14 protein-coding genes are annotated in these 17056 nt (G+C 69.3%); 5 read left to right on the top strand and 9 right to left on the bottom strand.

Annotated features, from left to right (window positions below; all coding sequences use genetic code 11):
* Window positions 1-14 precede the first annotated feature (14 nt).
* Entirely contained in the window at window positions 15-1745 is a 1731-nt protein-coding gene (locus ABD768_RS03265; protein WP_344837137.1) for an L-aspartate oxidase, read from the bottom strand.
* Entirely contained in the window at window positions 1742-2305 is a 564-nt protein-coding gene (locus ABD768_RS03260; protein WP_344837135.1) for a GNAT family N-acetyltransferase, read from the bottom strand. The genes ABD768_RS03265 and ABD768_RS03260 overlap by 4 nt, the downstream gene beginning before the upstream one ends.
* 187 nt (window positions 2306-2492) lie before the next feature.
* Between ABD768_RS03260 and ABD768_RS03255 the strand changes: the two genes are divergently transcribed.
* A complete protein-coding gene (locus ABD768_RS03255; protein WP_343978874.1) occupies window positions 2493-3392 on the top strand; it encodes a universal stress protein in 900 nt (299 codons plus the stop codon).
* Window positions 3393-3536: 144 nt separating this feature from the next.
* Here the strand turns inward: ABD768_RS03255 and ABD768_RS03250 are convergent, their stop codons facing one another.
* The 3 genes from ABD768_RS03250 to ABD768_RS03240 are packed head-to-tail and all read right to left on the bottom strand — an operon-like array spanning window position 3537 to window position 5890.
* Window positions 3537-4367: an FAD/NAD(P)-binding protein gene (locus ABD768_RS03250; RefSeq protein WP_344837131.1), complete on the bottom strand. Its 831-nt coding sequence runs from the start codon at window positions 4365-4367 to the stop codon at window positions 3537-3539.
* Window positions 4351-4797 carry a Crp/Fnr family transcriptional regulator gene (locus ABD768_RS03245; RefSeq protein ID WP_343978880.1) on the bottom strand — a complete coding sequence of 149 codons (447 nt, stop codon included), beginning with the start codon at window positions 4795-4797 and terminating at the stop codon, window positions 4351-4353. Before ABD768_RS03245 ends, ABD768_RS03250 begins: the two co-directional genes overlap by 17 nt.
* On the bottom strand, window positions 4790-5890 hold the full coding sequence (locus ABD768_RS03240; protein WP_344837128.1) for a 4Fe-4S dicluster domain-containing protein: 1101 nt from the start codon (window positions 5888-5890) through the stop codon (window positions 4790-4792). The genes ABD768_RS03245 and ABD768_RS03240 overlap by 8 nt, the downstream gene beginning before the upstream one ends.
* Before the next feature lie 108 nt (window positions 5891-5998).
* Between ABD768_RS03240 and ABD768_RS03235 the strand changes: the two genes are divergently transcribed.
* From ABD768_RS03235 to ABD768_RS03225, 3 genes are read left to right on the top strand one after another with little or no spacing between them, the layout of a single operon-like run.
* Window positions 5999-6751: an NADH-quinone oxidoreductase subunit B family protein gene (locus ABD768_RS03235; protein WP_344837125.1), complete on the top strand. Its 753-nt coding sequence runs from the start codon at window positions 5999-6001 to the stop codon at window positions 6749-6751.
* Window positions 6748-8043 carry a Ni/Fe hydrogenase subunit alpha gene (locus ABD768_RS03230; protein WP_344837122.1) on the top strand — a complete coding sequence of 432 codons (1296 nt, stop codon included), beginning with the start codon at window positions 6748-6750 and terminating at the stop codon, window positions 8041-8043. The genes ABD768_RS03235 and ABD768_RS03230 overlap by 4 nt, the downstream gene beginning before the upstream one ends.
* Entirely contained in the window at window positions 8040-8507 is a 468-nt protein-coding gene (locus ABD768_RS03225) for a hydrogenase maturation protease (RefSeq protein ID WP_344837120.1), read from the top strand. Before ABD768_RS03230 ends, ABD768_RS03225 begins: the two co-directional genes overlap by 4 nt.
* Before the next feature lie 33 nt (window positions 8508-8540).
* On the opposite strand, the gene ABD768_RS03220 is transcribed toward ABD768_RS03225, so the two are convergent.
* Window positions 8541-8954 carry an ester cyclase gene (locus ABD768_RS03220; RefSeq protein ID WP_344837117.1) on the bottom strand — a complete coding sequence of 138 codons (414 nt, stop codon included), beginning with the start codon at window positions 8952-8954 and terminating at the stop codon, window positions 8541-8543.
* A gap of 77 nt (window positions 8955-9031) precedes the next feature.
* Window positions 9032-9388 (bottom strand): YciI family protein, encoded by a 357-nt coding sequence (locus ABD768_RS03215; RefSeq protein WP_343978895.1) that lies wholly within the window; start codon window positions 9386-9388, stop codon window positions 9032-9034.
* A 147-nt stretch (window positions 9389-9535) separates the two neighbouring features.
* On the opposite strand from ABD768_RS03215, the gene ABD768_RS03210 reads away from it, so the two are divergent.
* Window positions 9536-10630 carry a DUF3048 domain-containing protein gene (locus tag ABD768_RS03210; RefSeq protein WP_344837114.1) on the top strand — a complete coding sequence of 365 codons (1095 nt, stop codon included), beginning with the start codon at window positions 9536-9538 and terminating at the stop codon, window positions 10628-10630.
* Window positions 10631-10642: 12 nt separating this feature from the next.
* Here ABD768_RS03210 and ABD768_RS03205 read toward each other — a convergent pair whose 3' ends face one another.
* Window positions 10643-14572, bottom strand: coding sequence for a bifunctional nitrate reductase/sulfite reductase flavoprotein subunit alpha (locus ABD768_RS03205; RefSeq protein WP_344837110.1), 3930 nt, complete (start codon window positions 14570-14572; stop codon window positions 10643-10645).
* Between the two features lie 102 nt (window positions 14573-14674).
* Window positions 14675-16804 carry a DEAD/DEAH box helicase gene (locus ABD768_RS03200; RefSeq protein ID WP_344837107.1) on the bottom strand — a complete coding sequence of 710 codons (2130 nt, stop codon included), beginning with the start codon at window positions 16802-16804 and terminating at the stop codon, window positions 14675-14677.
* Window positions 16805-17056 lie beyond the last annotated feature (252 nt).

Genomic DNA, 17056 nt, shown 5'->3' with positions numbered 1-17056 from the left:
CCGTCCTTTCGGTGTCACTCGACCAACTTGCCGTCGCTGGAGACGTGGCGCATGAGCGCGCTGAACTCGTCGGGGATCGGGGGGATGTCTTCGGGCTCGACCTTGCCGGGGCCGGACCAGACGAGGTTGACCCGGAGGGACTCGTCGAGGCCGGGGTAGTCCGAGCGGTTGTGGCAGCCGCGGGTTTCGCGGCGTACCAGGGCCGCGTCGAGGGTTGCCCGGGCGGCGAGGGCGGAGGCTTTGAGGTCGAAGGCGTGGGCGAGGTCCTGGAAGCCGGCGATGTCGGGGTGGACGCCCAGGTGGGTCATCCGCTCCTCGATCTCGGTCAGCTCGGCCAGTCCGGCCTGGAGGCCGGCCTCGTCTCGTACTACGCCCGCTCGCGACGTCATGGTGTCGCGCAGCGCTCGTTGGAGGGCGCGGACGTTCTCCTGGCCGGTGTCTGCCAGCAGCGCATCGACTTCTGCCCGTGCCTCGGCGACGGCCTCCGCGGAGCGTTGCTGGGACTGCCGGCTGATCGAGTACTTCGCTGCCTCCTCGCCGACGATCCGGCCGAAGACCAGTAACTCGATCAGGGAGTTGCCGCCGAGCCGGTTCGCGCCGTGCAAGCCGCTGGCCGCTTCGCCGATCGCATAGAGGCCGTCGACGCCGGTGCCGTGGTCCTCGGGCCGGACCCACACGCCGCCCATCGAGTAGTGCGCGGTCGGGGCGATCTCGATCGGCTGCTTGGTGACGTCGAGCATCTGGAGTTCGAGCAGTGTCTGGTAGACGCGGGGGAGCCGGCGCATGATCGTCTCGCGGGGGAGATGTGACACGTCGAGCCAGACGCCGCCGTTCGGCGTACCGCGACCTTCCTTGATCTCCGTGTACGCCGCCAGCGCGACCCGGTCCCGCGTCGACAGCTCCATCCGCTCGGGGTCGTAGCGCGTCATGAACCGTTCACCGAGCGCGTTCCGCAGCTGCCCGCCCTCGCCGCGGGCGGCCTCGGAGACGAGCGTGCCGGCCGCGTTCTCGGGCTCGATCAGCCCGGACGGGTGGAACTGGACCAGCTCGGGGTCACGGATCCGGCCGCCGGCCAGCAGGGCGAGGCGGAACGAGTCGCCGGTGTTCTCGTCGCGGCGCGACGACGTACGGCGCCAGATCCGGGTATGACCGCCGGCCGCCAGAATCACCGCGTCGGCGTGGATGACATAGCGGCGACCGGTCGTCAGGTCGAATCCGTAAGCCCCGAAGACGGTGTTGTCGCGGACCAGGATGCGGGTCACGTACACGGTGTCGAGGATCGGTACGCCGAGCTGGACGGCCCGGTTGATCAGCGTCCGCTGGATCTCCAGGCCGGTGTAGTCGCCGGCGAACGCGGTCCGCCGGTACGTGTGCGCGCCGAAGAACCGCTGCGAGATCCGCCCGTCGGCCTCGCGGGCGAACGGCATGCCGTAGCTCTCCAGATCGGCGATCCCGCGGGCCGCGTTCTCGGCGACGATCCGGACCGTGACCGGGTTCGCCAGCAGGTAGCTCTCCTGCAGGGTGTCGGCAGCGTGCTGTTGCCAGGTGTCGTCCGGGTCCATCGTGGCCAGCGCCGCGTTGATCCCACCGGCCGCGAGCGAGGTGTGCGCGTCGGCGCGTGGACGCTTGCCCAGGGCAAGTACTTCGACACCTTGCTCGGCCAGCTCGATCGCCGCCCGCAGTCCGCCGCCGCCGGTGCCGATCACCAGGACGGAGGTGGCGATCTGCTGTTCGTCGGTGCTCATCGATTCTCCTGTTCGGTCACTTCGGTGTCGTAGTCGAAGTACGTGAGGTCTTGGTGCCGTACGCGGTACAGCTCGAGTCGCCGGTGGTGGTAGTCGTCGGTCTCGCCGAGCCACTCCATCCCGATCCGCTGGGCCGTCGCCGCGGCGCGGGTGTTGTCCGGTCCGATCAGCGCGAAGACCTCGTCGACACCGCCGCGGTGCATCGCCCACCGGGTCAGCGCGTTGCCGGCCTCGGTGGCGTAGCCGTGTCCCCAGCTCCGGCGGCCGAGGTGCCACGCGATCTCGAGGTCCTTCCACGGCGCCAGGTGGACGAGGGCCGCGCCGCCGACGATCTGCCCGGTGTCGCGCCTTTCGACGGCCCAGTGACTGGCCGGTACGACGTCCTCGGTCTGCCAGCGGCGCAGGACGTCCCGCATCGTCTGAACATCCGGAACCCAGGCCATCGCGGGGGTGAGCCAACGAGTCACCTCCTCGTCGCCGTAGATGCCCAGCGCATCGTCGGCGTCGGTGTCACGCCATGGCCTGAGCAGTAGTCGTTCGGTCTCGAGGGTCGGGTTCATCTCACGCTCCGCGGCTGAGGACCGGCAGATCACGGTCGGCACCGGCTATGACCGGGTACGCCGCCGCGCTGTGACACGACATCCCGCAAGGGCTGACGTCGACCGGGTGATCCCGGGACTTTGGTCCCTTCCGCCGGGCCGGAGGCCGCGTTGTGCTGGAAGTGGAGACAGGTAGGAGCTGATCGACGTGACAGACAAAATCATCGTCGGAGTCGACGCTGCCTGGCGTCGCTCCGGAGCACTGGACTGGGCGGTTCACGAGGCTGTGCGGCGTCGTGTGCCGCTTCGGGCGGTACACGTGGCGGACGAGCGGACGCGGCACGCCTATGCGGCGCCGGTCAGGATCGAGGGGCAGGTCATCATTCCGGCCGTGATCCCCGAGGCCGACAACCGGCTGGCCGACGAGGTCGAGGAGTACCTCGTGGCCGCCGACCGGTCACTGGACCTGGCCGCAGACGTCGTGGTCGGTGCGCCGGACAAGCGGCTGGCCGAGCTCAGCACGGACGCTGGACTGACCGTGGTGGGCCGTCGAGGGGTCGGCGGATTCGCCCGGCTGCTGATCGGTTCGACCTCGGAGTACGTCGCCAATCACGGTGACGGACCGATTGTCGTCGTACCGGAGGGCTGGAAGCGCGTGCAGCACGTCCATGCCCCGGTCATCGTGGGTCTGGACGGCTACGAGGACGACGGCGTGGCGCTGGAGTTCGCCTGCGAGATGGCGGTTCGCGATGCCGCGCCGCTGTGGATGGTGCTCGCGTGGGACGTTCCCACCCCGTACAGCTGGAACGCCGCGACGGCCGGAGCGGTGCGGGAGGACTGGAAGCGGCTCGCGCGCGAGCGGCTGGACACGGTCGCGGAGCAGTGGCAGCACAAGTACCCCGACCTGAAGGTGGTACGCAGACTCGTGCAGGCGCACGCCGCGGCGGCGCTGCTCGAGACCGCGGAGTCGGCCGGTGCCCAGTTGATCGTGATCGGCGGCCGCCGTCACCGGCTGCCCGGGCTGATGCTCGGCTCGGTGGCACGCGGCGTTCTGCACCACGCGACGGTCCCGGTCGCGGTCGTCCACGACAGCAGGCCGGAGAGCTGACCCACCGCCGGACGGACAGGTCCACGACATCATCGTGGACCTGTCCGTCCGGTTCAGCGCCGCGGGCGGGAGGTGATCGGTCCCCTCACCGGACCTAGCAGCCGCAGCGAACCGTCGGCCGCTAGGTGCCAGGCTGCGGAGAGCTCACAGTTCGGGGATCGCCAGCAGGGGTTCGGCGATGGCGTAGTCGACGACCGGGCCGTCGCGGCAGACGAGCAGCGGGCCGAGCTGACAGTGTCCGCACAAGGCGATGCCGCATTTCATCGAGCGTTCGAGTGAGACGTGGATCCGCTCGGCCGGAATCTGCGCGCGGAGCAGGATGCGAGCGCTGAACCGCATCATCGGCTCCGGGCCGCAGAGGTAGGCGACCGTCCGGTCCGCGGTCAGCCGCAGCCGGGACAGCGGCTCGGTGACGAACCCGACGGCGCCGTGCCAACCGCTGGACGGGCTGTCCACGGTGAGCTCGACTTCAAGGTCCTCGCGTGCTGTCCAACGATCCAGCTCGGAGCGGTACAGGAACTCTTGCGGTGTACGCGCGCCGGCCACCAGCACGACCTTTCGGTACGTCGACCGCCGGGCCAGCGCGGCCAGCAGCAGCGGACGCAGTGGGGCCAGGCCGATGCCGCCGGCCACCAGGACGAGGTCGTCCCCCTCGGCGCCGGCGAGCGTCCAGGTCGTACCGAACGGACCGCGGACTCCGAGTACGGTTCCCGGCCGGGCATCGAACAAGGCCCGGCTGACCGCACCGACGGATCGGATGGTGTGGACCAAAGTGCCGTCTTCACCGATACCGCTGACAGAGATCGGTACCTCCCCGATGCCGAAGGCGTAGAGCATGGCGAACTGGCCCGGCGCGAACCGCGGCAGGGGCTGCTCCATCGGCTCCAGCCGGACAGTGGCCGAGTCGCGGGTCTCGATGGTCCGGTCGATCACCCGGTACCGGACCGGCAGCATCGGTTCAGTCACGAGCGCCATTGCCGTAAAGATCCAGTAGCCGTGCCCGGGTGGACTGTAGCCGGTCGAGCGCGATCGCCAGCAGCTGCTTGGTGAGCGCATAGCCGAGCCGGGGATCCTGTTCGGCCAGCGCTCTCATTCGTTCCGCGTCGAACGAGGTGGCCTCGACAGTGCCGACCGCCAAGGCGCCGAAGTGCCAGCGGTACGGCGGTACAAGCCACGACCAGCCGAGGAGATCGCCAGGACCCAGAGTCTGGATGACCACCAGGCCGCGGCCGGGCACTGCCGTGTCGAGTGCGACCCGGCCATGCCGGATCAGCCAGCAGTGCCCGGCCTCCCCACCCTCATCGAAAAGTCTGTCGCCGTCCTCGTACGAGACGTCGTCGGCGATGCTGAGCAATGCCTCCAGTTCGCTAGCGTCCAGCTCGCCGAACACCTCCGGATCAGCCATGGGCGGCTTCACCAGCGAGCCTGCCCACCTCTTCGGTGAGGTCGATTCCGACCGGGCACCAAGCGATGCAGCGACCACAGCCGACGCAGCCGGAGGCGCCGAACTGGTCGTGCCAGGTGCCCAGCTTGTGAGTGAGCCAGTGCCGGTAGCGGCTCTCGCCCGAGCTGCGGACGCTGCCGCCATGGACGGACGAGAAGTCGAGCTCGAAACATGATGACCAGCGCTGCCAGCGTTCGGCATGATCACCGGTGAGATCGGTGACGTCCTCGGTGGTCGTGCAGAAACAGGTAGGACAGACCATGGTGCAGTTGCCGCACGTCAGGCAGCGATCCGCGACATCCTCCCAGTGCTGGGACTCGCGGCTGCCGGCCAGCAGGGCGCGCAGGTCCACCTCCGGCATCGCACGGCCCATCCGATCCGCCGCGGCCTCGACCGCCGCGTAAGCGCCGCCGGCCTCGTCCTCGGTGGCGTCACGATGACCGAGCCGCCCGAGCATGCTGCGACCGGCTTCGGTGCCGGCATCGGCCAGGAACCGGTGGCCGTCGGTGGGAGTCAGCTCGGTCAGTGTCAGATCCGCTCCCGGCCCGGCCGCCGGTCCGGTGCCCATCGAGGCACAGAAGCAGACCTCGCCGGGTTCGGTGCAGTTCACCGCGACGACGAACAACGATTGGTGCCGGGCCTCGAAGTTCCCGTCCGGGTGGCTGCCGCCGGTGAGGACGTCGCGAAGCTTCGTGATGGCCGCCAGGTCGCACCCGCGTACTCCGAGGAACGCATAGCGCGGACGCTCCTCGTCAGCAGCCTCGTACGAGCCGTCCGCGGTGGCCGACCACAGCTTGCGGCGCGCGGGGTGCAGGAACGTCTTCCAGGACTGGGGCCCGGCTGAATGACCGAACATGGCGTCGTCGTCGCGCCGCCGCAACCGGTAGTGGCCCGGACCGGTCTCGACGCCCCAGCCGGCCGGCAGCTGGGCGGCGCCGGTCGGCTCGGCGAGCACGATGGCGCTGCCGGACACCGTCGGTCCGATGACCTGGTATCCGTCACTGATCAGTAGGCCGACCAATTCGTCGAGGCCGTCGATGATCGCCTGGCTCATGAGCGCGATGATGCCAACGTCCGCCCGGGCGGCCCCAGGGCCGAAGGTCCTGGCGGCAGTGGACCCCGGTCCCTGGCGGCACCCCGCTCCGGGCTGGTGTCCTCGCTCATGATGGACACTCCGACGCTCGCGATCTTCAAGCTCGCCTCGTGTGACGGTTGCCAGCTCACCGTGCTGGACTGCGAGGACGAGCTGCTCACGCTGGCCGGACAGGTGCGGATCGCCCACTTCCTGGAGGCGTCGAGCACCGTGCTCCCCGGACCGTACGACGTGGCGCTGGTCGAGGGCTCGATCACCACCGCGGCCGACGCGGAGCGGATCCGCCGGATCCGTGCCGAGTCGAGGGTGCTGGTCGCGATCGGGGCCTGTGCCACCGCCGGCGGGATCCAGGCGTTGCGGAACTTCGGGGACGTCGCCGAGTTCGCCTCGGTCGTCTACGCGCGGCCGGACTACATCGAGACGCTGGCGACCTCGACGCCGGTCGCGGACCATGTGCGGGTCGACTTCGAACTCCGCGGCTGCCCGATCGATCGCCGGCAGTTGCTGGAGGTACTGACCGCCTTCCTGGCCGGGCGCAAGCCGGATCTGCCGGACACGTCGGTCTGCACCGAGTGCAAGCGGCGAGGCCTGACCTGCGTCATGGTCGCGGACGGTACGCCGTGCCTCGGGCCGGTCACCCATGCCGGCTGCGGGGCGCTGTGCCCGGCGTACCGGCGCGGCTGCTTCGGGTGTTTCGGGCCGATGACCAAGCCGAACGTGGCGGCCCTGGTCCCGCGTCTGCGGGAGACCGGGATGACCGAAGCCGATGTCGACCGGGTGTTCCTCACGTTCAACGCGGCGAGCGGCGGCTGGTCGTCATGAGTCACCGGGCCCGGCAGTTGCAGGTCAGTTCGCTGGCCCGCGTGGAGGGGGAGGGAGCGCTCCACATCAAGGTGCGGGACGGGGAGGTCGAGCGGGCGGAGCTGCGGATCTACGAGCCGCCGCGGTTCTTCGAGGCACTGCTGCGCGGGCGGCGCTACACCGAGCCACCCGACATCACGGCGCGGATCTGCGGCATCTGCCCGGTCGCGTATCAGACCAGCGCTTGCACGGCGATCGAGGACGCCTGCGGAGTACGGATCGGCGGCCCGATCGGCGACCTGCGCCGCTTGCTGTACTGCGGTGAATGGATCTCCAGCCACACGCTGCACATCTACCTGCTGCACGCGCCGGACTTCCTCGGGTATCCGGACGCGGTCGCCCTGGCGACCGCCCACCGCGACCTCGTCGAGCGCGGGCTGGCGTTGAAGAAGGCGGGCAACGCCATCCTGGAACTGGTCGGCGGCCGGGCGATCCATCCCGTCAACGTCCGCGTCGGCGGCTTCTACTCGGCCCCGGGCCGCGATCAGCTCGACCGGCTCGCCGCCCAGCTCCGACCTGCTCTCGACGCGGCGATCGCCACCGTGCGCTGGGTGGCCGGATTCGACTTCCCGCAGCTCGAGCTGGACCACGAGTTCCTGGCCGTCCACCACCCGGCCCGGTACGCGATCGAGGGTGGTACGACGCTGCGCCGCAGCGCGGGCCCCGCGTTCAGCGTCGATGCCTTCGGCAACCATGTGGTCGAGGAGCAGGTCAAGCACTCGACCGCGCTGCACGCCCGGCTCGACGGGCGTCCGTACCTCACCGGACCACTGGCCCGCTACACCTTGAACCACGAACACCTGTCGCCGTTGGCCCGCGAGCTGGCTGCCGAGGCGGGCCTCGACGACGAGTGCCGGAATCCCTTCCGGAGCATCGTCGTCCGCGCTGTCGAGACCGTCTACGCGGTCGAGGAGGCGCTGCGACTGATCGACGAGTACGAGCCGCCGGAACCGCCACACGAGGTCGTACCGGCGAGGGACGGTGTCGGGCACGGTGTCAGCGAAGCGCCGCGGGGGTTGCTTTATCACCGGTACGGCATCGGTGCCGACGGCCTGGTGCGGTCGGCGACGATCGTCCCGCCGACCTCGCAGAACCAGGCCGCGATCGAGGACGACCTCCGGCGGCTGGTCGCGGCCAACCTCGACCTCGCGGACGAGCCGCTGACCGGCTTGTGCGAGCGGGCGATCCGCAACTACGACCCCTGCATCTCCTGCTCGACACACTTCCTGGAACTGACGATGGAGCGGCAGTGACGAGGGCGGTGGTGATCGGTGTCGGAAACGAGTACCGCCGCGATGACGGTATCGGGCCGGCCCTGATCGCTGCGCTCGAGGACCGCTGGCTGCCCGGTGTGTCGCTGATCAGGTCCGACGGCGAACCGGTCAGGCTGATCGAGGATTGGGCCGGCGCATCGCTCGCGGTGGTCGTCGACGCCGTACTGTGCGAACCGTCGTCACCTGGCGAGATCCACCAGACCGAGGTCTGCCTCCAGCAACCCGATGGCGCCAAGGCACCCGGCACCCACTCCGCAGGCTCTCACAGCCTCGGTATCCCCGACGCTTTACGCCTCGCAAGAGCGCTGGACCGACTGCCCCACCGCCTGATCGTCTACGCGGTCGAAGCAGCCGACACCTCACTCGGCACCGAGTTGTCCGCCCCGGTCGCCGCCGCACTCCCCAGACTCACCGAGGCGGTGGTGCAGGTCCTGCGCAAGTAGGAGCGCTGGACCTCGCCAGGCAAGGTCTAGCCGTCAGGTGGGGAAGGCGCCGAGCTGGTGGAGCATGCCCAGATCGTCACGGACCGCCCAGTGCTCGCTGATCCGATGGTCGGTGATGCGGAACATGTGAGCCAGTTCGACCGCGACCGGGCCCTGTGGGGTTGCATGGCCGCGGAACTCGGTCCCTTGCCAGGTGGCGGTGCGGGTGCCGTACAGGACCACGAGGTCTCCCTCCGCGATCACATGCAGCTCGCTCCACCGCTGGTCGGGTTGCATGCGCAGCGAGAAGGCGATCACGTCCTTCACGCCCTGGACACCCTGACGCCGCGCCGGCGCCGCGTGGTTGACGAAGTCGGCGGAGCAGATCTCGTCGAACACGTCGGGGTTGCCGGCCAGGCCCTCTTCCATGAAACGACGGACCAGGGCCTTGTTCTCTTCGATGCTCATCGACCGGTGCTCCCCGCGTGCTGGACTCTGTTCGGCCCATCGTGCCCACTACACGTTTCACGAGCGTTGCACGGCGATCAGTCGGCGGTGGCCTCGGCGACCGACCTAGGCGACGGTACGTCGCTGAAGTGGAGGTTGCCGGCGGGCATCATCCAGGTCATCACCTCGACGGCGAGGCGGCCGGCCTGGACGGCGGGATCGGCTTCGGCGTGCCGGCGGGCGGTCTCCTGGTCGACGGACCAGATGGAGAAGCCGCGGTAGCGCTCGTCGTCCTGATCGGTCAGCGGACCGCGAGCGAGCACCAGGCCACGGTCGCGGAGGCCGGCGCCGTGGGCCAGGTGCCGGTTCTGGAGGTCGGCGGCTTCCTCGTCCGTCATCACAGGTGCGTCGGCGCGCAGCGTCAACAGGATGACGGTGTAGCGGTCGAACTGCATGGATTGACGGTACCGCCGACGGGACACCAACCGGTGGACAGGCGCTGGTCAGCAGGGCCGAAAGTCTGGTCCTTCCTGGTCCGTTGGGCGACCTCGAAGTGGCTTTGGGCCGTGCCCTGCCAGAGCGCGGGCCAGGATCCTCGGAGCATGAACCGTATTCGCCGCAGCATGGATCGGCTCCTGAGCCGTCGAGGGCGCCTGGTCGCTGCCGCCGTACTGGTGGTTGCGCTGGTCGCTGCGATCGGCGCCTCCACCTGGTGGGGTGACGACGAGTCAGGATCACCGTCCTCGTCCCCGGCACCGACACCGTCAGCACCGGCCGGGGACGGTCCGGTCGGTATGGCGGGCCGTGCGCCACTCACCGGCGTCCTGACCGCGGAGGCACTGAACCGGCCGGCGGTCACGGTGAAGATCTCGAACACGCCCGATGCGCACCCGCAGCGTGGACTGGGCGACGCCGACCTGGTCTTCGTCGAACCGATCACCGGGGGCACCACCCGGCTCGCCGCGATCTTCCATTCCAGGCTGCCGGCTCAGGCCGGACCGGTGCGGTCACTGCGGCCGATGGACGCGGCGCTGATCGGCCCGACTCACGGCATCATCGCGGACACGATGGCCGACCGCTGGGTCCTCGACTACGTCGATCGCGCCGCGGACCTGGACGACCTGGGCACCCTGCGAGTGCCGGCCGGCACCTATCGGCTCGACGACACGAGACGCGCGCCCAACCACGTGTTCGCCCGTCCCGCGAAGTTGCTGCAACTGAGCGATCGCAAGACGGCGCCCGCACCGTACTTCAGCTACGCGGCCGCCCCGGGCCGGTCGACCGCGCAGCGCAGCGGCAAGCAGGTGTCCTCGGTGACGGTCGGGTACGGCGGGTCCGCGACCGCCACCTGGACCTACAACCGGGCGTCGGGCCGGTGGGTCCGGGCGGAGAGCTGGTCGCCGCATCTGATCGAGAACGGCGGCCAGGTGGCGGCGGACAACGTCGTAGTACTGACCGCCGAGCGGGACACCGGTTTCGCCAGGGCCAAGCCAACGATGACGATTCTCGATGTCTTCGACTCCGCCGGGACGCTGACGGTCTTCACCGGCGACAAGGTGGTGGCCGGACGTTGGCGCAAGGGTGCCGTGAACGAGCCGTTCCAGTTCACCACCACCGACGGGAAGCCGCTGCTGCTGACGCCGGGCTCGACGTGGATCGAATGTGCCCTCACGACCATGCCTGTCCGGACCCGCTGAGATCGCACCTGGTCAGTAGATGTCGCGGACGTAGCGCTTGCTGGTGGCCAGGGTTTTCACGTAGGTGTCGGCCTCGTCGGGGGTGAGGTGGCCGTGGTGGGTGATGATGTCGCGGAGGCTCTGGTCGACGTCCTTGGCCATCCGGGTCGCGTCGCCGCAGACATAGACGTGGGCACCGTTCTGCAGCCACGACCAGAGCTTGGCGCCGTGTTCGCGCATCCGGTCCTGGACGTAGATCTTGTTGCGCTGGTCCCGCGAGAACGCGACATCGATCGACGTCAGTACGCCGTCGCGCTGCAACGCGGTCAACTCGTCCTGGTAGTAGAAGTCGGTCGCCTCATGCTGCTCGCCGAAGAACAGCCAGTTGGGCGCACGGTCGCCCCGAGCCCGCCGCTCGTCCAGGAACCCGAGGAACGGCGCGACGCCGGTACCGGGCCCGATCATCACCATCGGTACGCCGGGATCCGCCGGCGGCTGGAAATGCGGCGCCGGCTGGACGGTCACCGCGACGGGATGATCCAGCGGAGCGTCGGCGAGATAGGTCGAGCACACGCCCTTGCGACCGACGCCCAGCGGACCGGCGTACCGGATGACGGACACGGTCAGGCTGATCCGATCCGGGCTGGTCAACGGGCTCGAGGAGATGGAGTACTGCCGGGGCTTGAGCTTCGGCAACAGGTCGGCCAATCCCTGCGCGGTGACCGTGAGGTTGTACGAGGCAACGAGATCGGCTGCCTGCCGGCCCCACAGCCACTTGGCGAGCTCGCCCTTGTTGTCCGCCCGGAGCAGCGTCTTGAGCTCGACGTCGCCGGTCTGCTCGGCGACGAAACGCAGCAGGTCCGGCGTGATCCGGGTGATGTCGAGATGATCGCGCAGCGCCGTGGCAACCGGTACTGCGGTACCGCTGAGCTCCACCTCCGTCGCGGGGTCGATCCCGGTGGTCGTCAGCCATTCCTTGACCAGGTCGGGGCAGTTGCGCGGCATCACGCTGAGCGAATCGCCGACCTGGTACGTCAGCCCGGTCCCCGTCGTGTCGAAGGTGAACTGGCGGACCTCCTTGCCGGCGCCCGGCCGACTGAGCAGCCGGTTCCCCACGAGGCGAGCGAGTTGGGCGGGCTTGCGACGCGACGCGGTCGCCGCGACCGGGGCCGGCTTCAGCTCGTCGACGAGCTGTTCGAGCCAGGCGCTGCCGGAGTCGTCGCCCTCGCAATCGACCCTCGGCAAGAGCTGTACCGCACCCAGCTCGGCGAGACGCGTGTCGAGGCGTCGGCCGTGGCCGCAGAAGTTGTCGTAGCTGGAGTCGCCGAACGCGAGTACGGCGTACCGGATGCCGGCGAGCGCGCCCGGGGGAGCGCTCTCCAACGAGTCCCAGAACGTGGTGCCGTTGTCCGGCGCGTCGCCGTCGCCGAAGGTGCTCGTGATGAGGACGAGGTCGGCCTCGCGGGGGAGCGCGTCGAGGGAGAGGTCAGCCATGCAATGCGCTGTGGGCGCTAGCCCGGCGGCGACGAGTCTCGGGGTGGTGGTGTCGACGGCGAACTCTTCTGCGGTACCGGTCTGCGAGGCCCACAGGACGTACAACGGCCGACCGGTTGGGACGGGCGCGGGAACGGCTGGGAGACGTGAGAACATCCCAGCGAGTACGCCGTTGACCCACAGCGCGCGATCGGCGGCGAACGGTGCGCCGGCGGGCAACACCGGGATCGCCCCGTCGAGTGGCCGCGCTCCGACACCTTGCAGAAACCCTGCCAGATAACGCTTCTCGTCGTCGGTCAGCTCGGGTCGCGTGGCCGGCAGCCCGAAGACGCCGGAGGGTTCCGGCTGCTTGCTCACCACGGTCACCGTGACTGCGCAGACCTTGAACTCGGGCTGGAACGACAGCGGGTCGACCGCATCGTTGGTGACCGCGTTGATCGCCAGATACTCCCCGTACAGATCGTTCCAGTGAAACGGAGCGAAGAGATCGCCTTCCCGGACCCGGTCCGTGATCACCGCCGGCATCACCGCCCGCCCGCGCCGGGACGCGATCTCCAATTCGTCGCCCTCGGCAACCATCAACCGGGCGGCGTCCGCCGGATGGATCTCGACGAAGGGCCCCGGTGCGAGTTTGTTGAGCTTGGCAACGGTTCCGGTCTTGGTGAGCGTGTGCCACTGATGCTGGACCCGGCCGGTGTTCAGCAGGAACGGATAGTCGTCATCCGGCATCTCCGCTGCCGGCACATGCGGCCGCGGATAGAAGATCGCCCGCCCGCTGGCGGTAGCAAACCGAAGCCGGGCACCAGAGACGTAGCGGATCGGGTTGCGTGAAGGTCCGTCCGGAGCCGCCGGCCACTGCACTGGATCGGTTCGGAGCCGCGAGTAGCTGACACCGCGCAGGTCGTACCCGGTCTGCGGGTTCCAGCACTGCCGGATCTCCTCGAACACCTCCTCCGCATCGGCATAGGTGAAGGCGTCCGAATACCCCATCGCACAAGCGATCCGCGCGATCAGCTCCCAGTCCGGCAGAGCCTCGCCCGGCGGCGGCACGGCGGCCGGTACGAGCGTGAGGTTCCGCTCGGAGTTGATCATGATGCCTTCGGACTCCGCCCACATCGTCGCGGGCAGCACCACATCGGCGTACGCGTTCGTCTCGGTGTCGGTGAAGACGTCCTGGGTGATGACGAGCTCGGCCGCCTCCAGCCCGGCCAGTACCGTCTTGCGGTTGGAGACCGACGCGACCGGGTTCGTGCAGATGATCCAGCAGGCCTTGATCTTGCCCTCGGCGAGTTGTTCGAACATGTCCACCGTGCCGCGCCCGACCTCGGTCCGCAGCGTGTCCGGCGGCAGCTGCCATAGATCCTCGATGAACGCGCGGTCCTCCGGTACGAGCACCGAGCGCTGCCCGGGGAGACCTGGTCCCATGTAGCCCATCTCGCGCCCGCCCATCGCGTTAGGCTGCCCGGTGAGAGAGAACGGTCCGCTGCCAGGGCGGCAGATCGCGCCGGTGGCGAGGTGCAGGTTGATGAGCGCGTTGGTATTCCAGGTTCCGTGCGTGCTCTGGTTGAGGCCCATCGTCCAGCAGCTCATCCAGTTGCCCGAGGCGCCGATCCACTCGGCCGCCTGCCGCAGCGACTCCTCCGGCAGACCGGTGATCCCGGCGACGACCGCAGGCGGGTAGTCGGCGAGGAACGCCGGCATGTCCTCCCAGCCTTCGGTGGACTCGGAGATGAACTGCTCGTCGACGTACCCGCCCTCGACCAGCAGATGGAGCAGGCCGTTGAGCAGGGCGAGGTCCGTACCGGGTTTGATCTGCAGGAACAGGTCAGCCTTGTCGGCGGTCGTCGTGCGCCGCGGATCGACCACGATCAGCTTGGCTCCGGCCCTGACGCGGTCCATCATCCGCAGGTACAGGATCGGGTGGCAGTCGGCCATGTTCGCGCCGATCACGAAGAACACGTCGGCGTGATCGAAGTCCTCGTATGACCCGGGAGGACCGTCCGAGCCGAGCGACAGCTTGTAGCCGGTGCCCGCGCTGGCCATGCAGAGCCGCGAGTTCGACTCGATCTGGTTGGTCCGGATGAACCCCTTGGCGAGCTTGTTCGCCAGGTACTGCGCCTCGAGCGTCATCTGCCCTGAGACATACAGCGCGACCGCATCCGGCCCGTGCTCGTCGATGATCGCCCGCAACCGCTGCCCGGTCTCGGCGATCACCTCGTCAACGGGTCGCGCAACCGGCTCCGCGCCACGCTCCGACCGGACCAGTGCCTTGTCCAGCCGCCCAGGAGCCGAGAACAGCTCCCCGCTGGTCGCACCCTTCGTACACAACCGCCCCGCATTCGCCGGGTGAGCCTTGTCACCCGAAGCCTTGACCACGGGCCTGCCGCCGTCGGGGCTCGGCGCGATGTCCAGCAGCACGCCGCAGCCGACGCCGCAGTACGTGCACACGGTACGCACCTGTTCGCCCACCCGGCCGAACCTATGACGACGCGGTTACACACCCGTGACGTCAACAGACCTCCGGCGTTACGAACACCTCCCACCCCTCCGGCGGACCGGAGAGGTGGTTCGTCAGGACTCCAGGGCGTTCGTCAGGAGGGTGACCAGGGCCTCGAGCTGGAGGTCGGCCGAGGAGGTGACCTCTTCGTCGGAGCCGTCGAGGGCCCGGGCGGCGAGGCCGGCCTTGGCGTCGATCAGGTCGGCGATCCGGGTGTCGATGGTCTGGGCGGCGATGATCCGCCAGGCCGTGACGGGCTCCTCCTGACCGATCCGGTGGACCCGGTCGATCGCTTGGGTCTGCTCCGCGTTGGTCCAGGACAGCTCGGCGAGGACGACGTTGGACGAGACCTGGAGGTTCAGGCCGACGCCCGCGGTCAGCAGCGAGCAGACCGCGATCTCGACCTCGGGGTCGTTCACGAAGGCGTCGATGTTGGCCTGGCGCTTCTTCGGGGTCTGGTCGCCGCGGATCGAGGCGTACCGGATGCCGCGCTCGGCGAACAGCGCCTCGGCGGTGTCCATCACCTCGATGTGCCGGGCGAAGAAGACGACCTTGCCGACGTTGTGCGCGAGCTGCGCCGCGTAGTCGGCGGCCAGTCCGGCCTTGGCCTCGCCGATCCGGCGGACCAGGCTGAAGATGTTGTCACCGTTCTTCGCCTTCGCCTGCTCGGTCCGCTCCCAGCCGGCCACCGCGCGGACCAGGTCGTGGTCGATGCCCTCGACCGTGACACCGGACGTCCGGGTCTGGAGAGCGGTCTCGTACCGCGCGACCAGGCGCTCGGCGAGCTCACGCTCCGCCGCCCGGATCGATCGGCCGGCGGCACCGTCGAGCTCGACCGGCAGATCAGCGATCCGGCGGGCCGGGATGTCGGCCGCGACGTCGACCTTGCGGCGACGGACGATGCCCATGTCGATCACGCACGACCGGGCGGCCGCGTAGAAGCCGGGGTCGGCCGGGGTCAGGTCGGTGTCGTCGAGCTTGGCCATCAGCTCGGCCTTCGGCGCCTTGTCGTCGATCCAGCCCAGGTACTGCCAGATGGCGCGGAAGTCGTCGATGTCGTTGATCAGCGGCGTACCGGTCAGTGCCATCAGCAGCGGGCGGACGGTCCGGGACTGGATCCGCTCGGCCAGCTGCAGCACGTTGCGGGAGCGCTGGGACTTCTTGTTCTTGATGAAGTGCGCCTCGTCGACCACCATGCCGCGCATGCCGAGATCGCCGAGCCAGCCGACGTGCCGGTCCAGCACCTCGTAGTTGACGATCACGATGTCGGCGAACCCGTCGATCGTGTCGCCGTCGCCCTGGATCACGGTCGCGACCCGCTTCGGCGTCCAGATCCCCGCCTCGCGGGCCCAGTTCGTCTTCACGACGCTCGGTACTACGACCAGCAACGGGTAAGCATTCGCCGCCTGAGCAGCGAGCAGCGCCTGGGCCGTCTTGCCCAGACCGGGCTCATCGGCGAGCAGGAAGGTGCGATGACCCCCTGCCGCGGCGGCCACGAGTTGTGCCTGGTGAGGCATCAATTCCTGGCCACCCGGGAGATGTAATGAAGTCGGCTCGGGCAACGCCTTGCTCGCGGACGCGGCGGCGTACTCGAACGACTTGAGCAGTGGGTTGATCAGCTCCCAGCCGGACAGCCGTCGCGTCTGAGGCTTCGGGATGGCGGCGGCCGCGCTGAAGTCGGGCGCGAGGAAGGGGTTGGCGAGCTGGCGGGAGACGACCGACTGCGGCACCACCTGACGTGGCGGGGGAGCGGCGGCTGTCTGCGGCTCGATGACCGTCGGCTCGACCGGCTCCGGCGGCTCTTCGCCGGCCGCGAGCATCATCTCGCGCTTGAGCGTGGCGGCGGCCTCGGAGATGACCGCGTCCTCGGCCAGCAGCGCGAGCAGCGACGGCTCGAGCGCGGCGCTCTTGGCGAGGATGGTCGCGAGACCGTCGAGGCGGCGCAACTGGGTCGCGCGGTAGGCCTCGGTCGCCTTCGCGTCGCCGTTCACCCGGGCCCGCTCCTCGCGCACCAGCAGCGCCACGACCTGGAACTTCGTCCGGACGGACGGCTGGACATTCGATCGCTCGACGGCCGCCTCGATCTCACGGACGGCGCGGGCGAGCACCGGGATCAGGCCCTCGGCATCGCGGGCAGGACGCCGTCGGCGGGGGGCAGCAGCAGTACGCCGAGCGCCGGGCTGGCGCTGGCCTCGTCGGGCCAAACGATTCCTCCTCTGAACTGCCTCGGCGTGTTCGCCGTGGCGGTACGTCGCACCGCACGCCCTCGCAGGACGGATCCGACGTCGCGGTCAGCGGTCCGGGCCGGCTGATCGCCGAGGCGGCCCGGGTGCACCGCTGCTTTGACCTTCCCCACCCGATCGCCCTGTGTCTGAGCGGTCGAGCTGTCGGATTCCGGCGGAGCTGGCCACCGAGTGGTACCGGCCGTCGATGGTCGGTCCCAGTCAGCGAACGCA

It is taken from the genome of Kribbella ginsengisoli (genome assembly GCF_039537185.1).
Lineage (GTDB): Bacteria > Actinomycetota > Actinomycetes > Propionibacteriales > Kribbellaceae > Kribbella > Kribbella koreensis.
Note: the sequence above shows the minus strand (reverse complement) of the source record. Positions and strands in the feature narration are given on the sequence as shown.

Excerpts from the sequence above, each read along its gene's own strand:
- ABD768_RS03210 (WP_344837114.1), top strand. The coding sequence starts at position 9,536 with ATGAACCGTATTCGCCGCAGCATGGATCGGCTCCTGAGCCGTCGAGGG.
- ABD768_RS03240 (WP_344837128.1), bottom strand. The coding sequence starts at position 5,890 with ATGAGCCAGGCGATCATCGACGGCCTCGACGAATTGGTCGGCCTACTG.
- ABD768_RS03215 (WP_343978895.1), bottom strand. The coding sequence starts at position 9,388 with ATGCAGTTCGACCGCTACACCGTCATCCTGTTGACGCTGCGCGCCGAC.
- ABD768_RS03235 (WP_344837125.1), top strand. The coding sequence starts at position 5,999 with ATGATGGACACTCCGACGCTCGCGATCTTCAAGCTCGCCTCGTGTGAC.
- ABD768_RS03265 (WP_344837137.1), bottom strand. The coding sequence starts at position 1,745 with ATGAGCACCGACGAACAGCAGATCGCCACCTCCGTCCTGGTGATCGGC.
- ABD768_RS03250 (WP_344837131.1), bottom strand. The coding sequence starts at position 4,367 with ATGGCGCTCGTGACTGAACCGATGCTGCCGGTCCGGTACCGGGTGATC.
- ABD768_RS03220 (WP_344837117.1), bottom strand. The coding sequence starts at position 8,954 with ATGAGCATCGAAGAGAACAAGGCCCTGGTCCGTCGTTTCATGGAAGAG.
- ABD768_RS03260 (WP_344837135.1), bottom strand. The coding sequence starts at position 2,305 with ATGAACCCGACCCTCGAGACCGAACGACTACTGCTCAGGCCATGGCGT.
- ABD768_RS03245 (WP_343978880.1), bottom strand. The coding sequence starts at position 4,797 with ATGGCTGATCCGGAGGTGTTCGGCGAGCTGGACGCTAGCGAACTGGAG.
- ABD768_RS03230 (WP_344837122.1), top strand. The coding sequence starts at position 6,748 with ATGAGTCACCGGGCCCGGCAGTTGCAGGTCAGTTCGCTGGCCCGCGTG.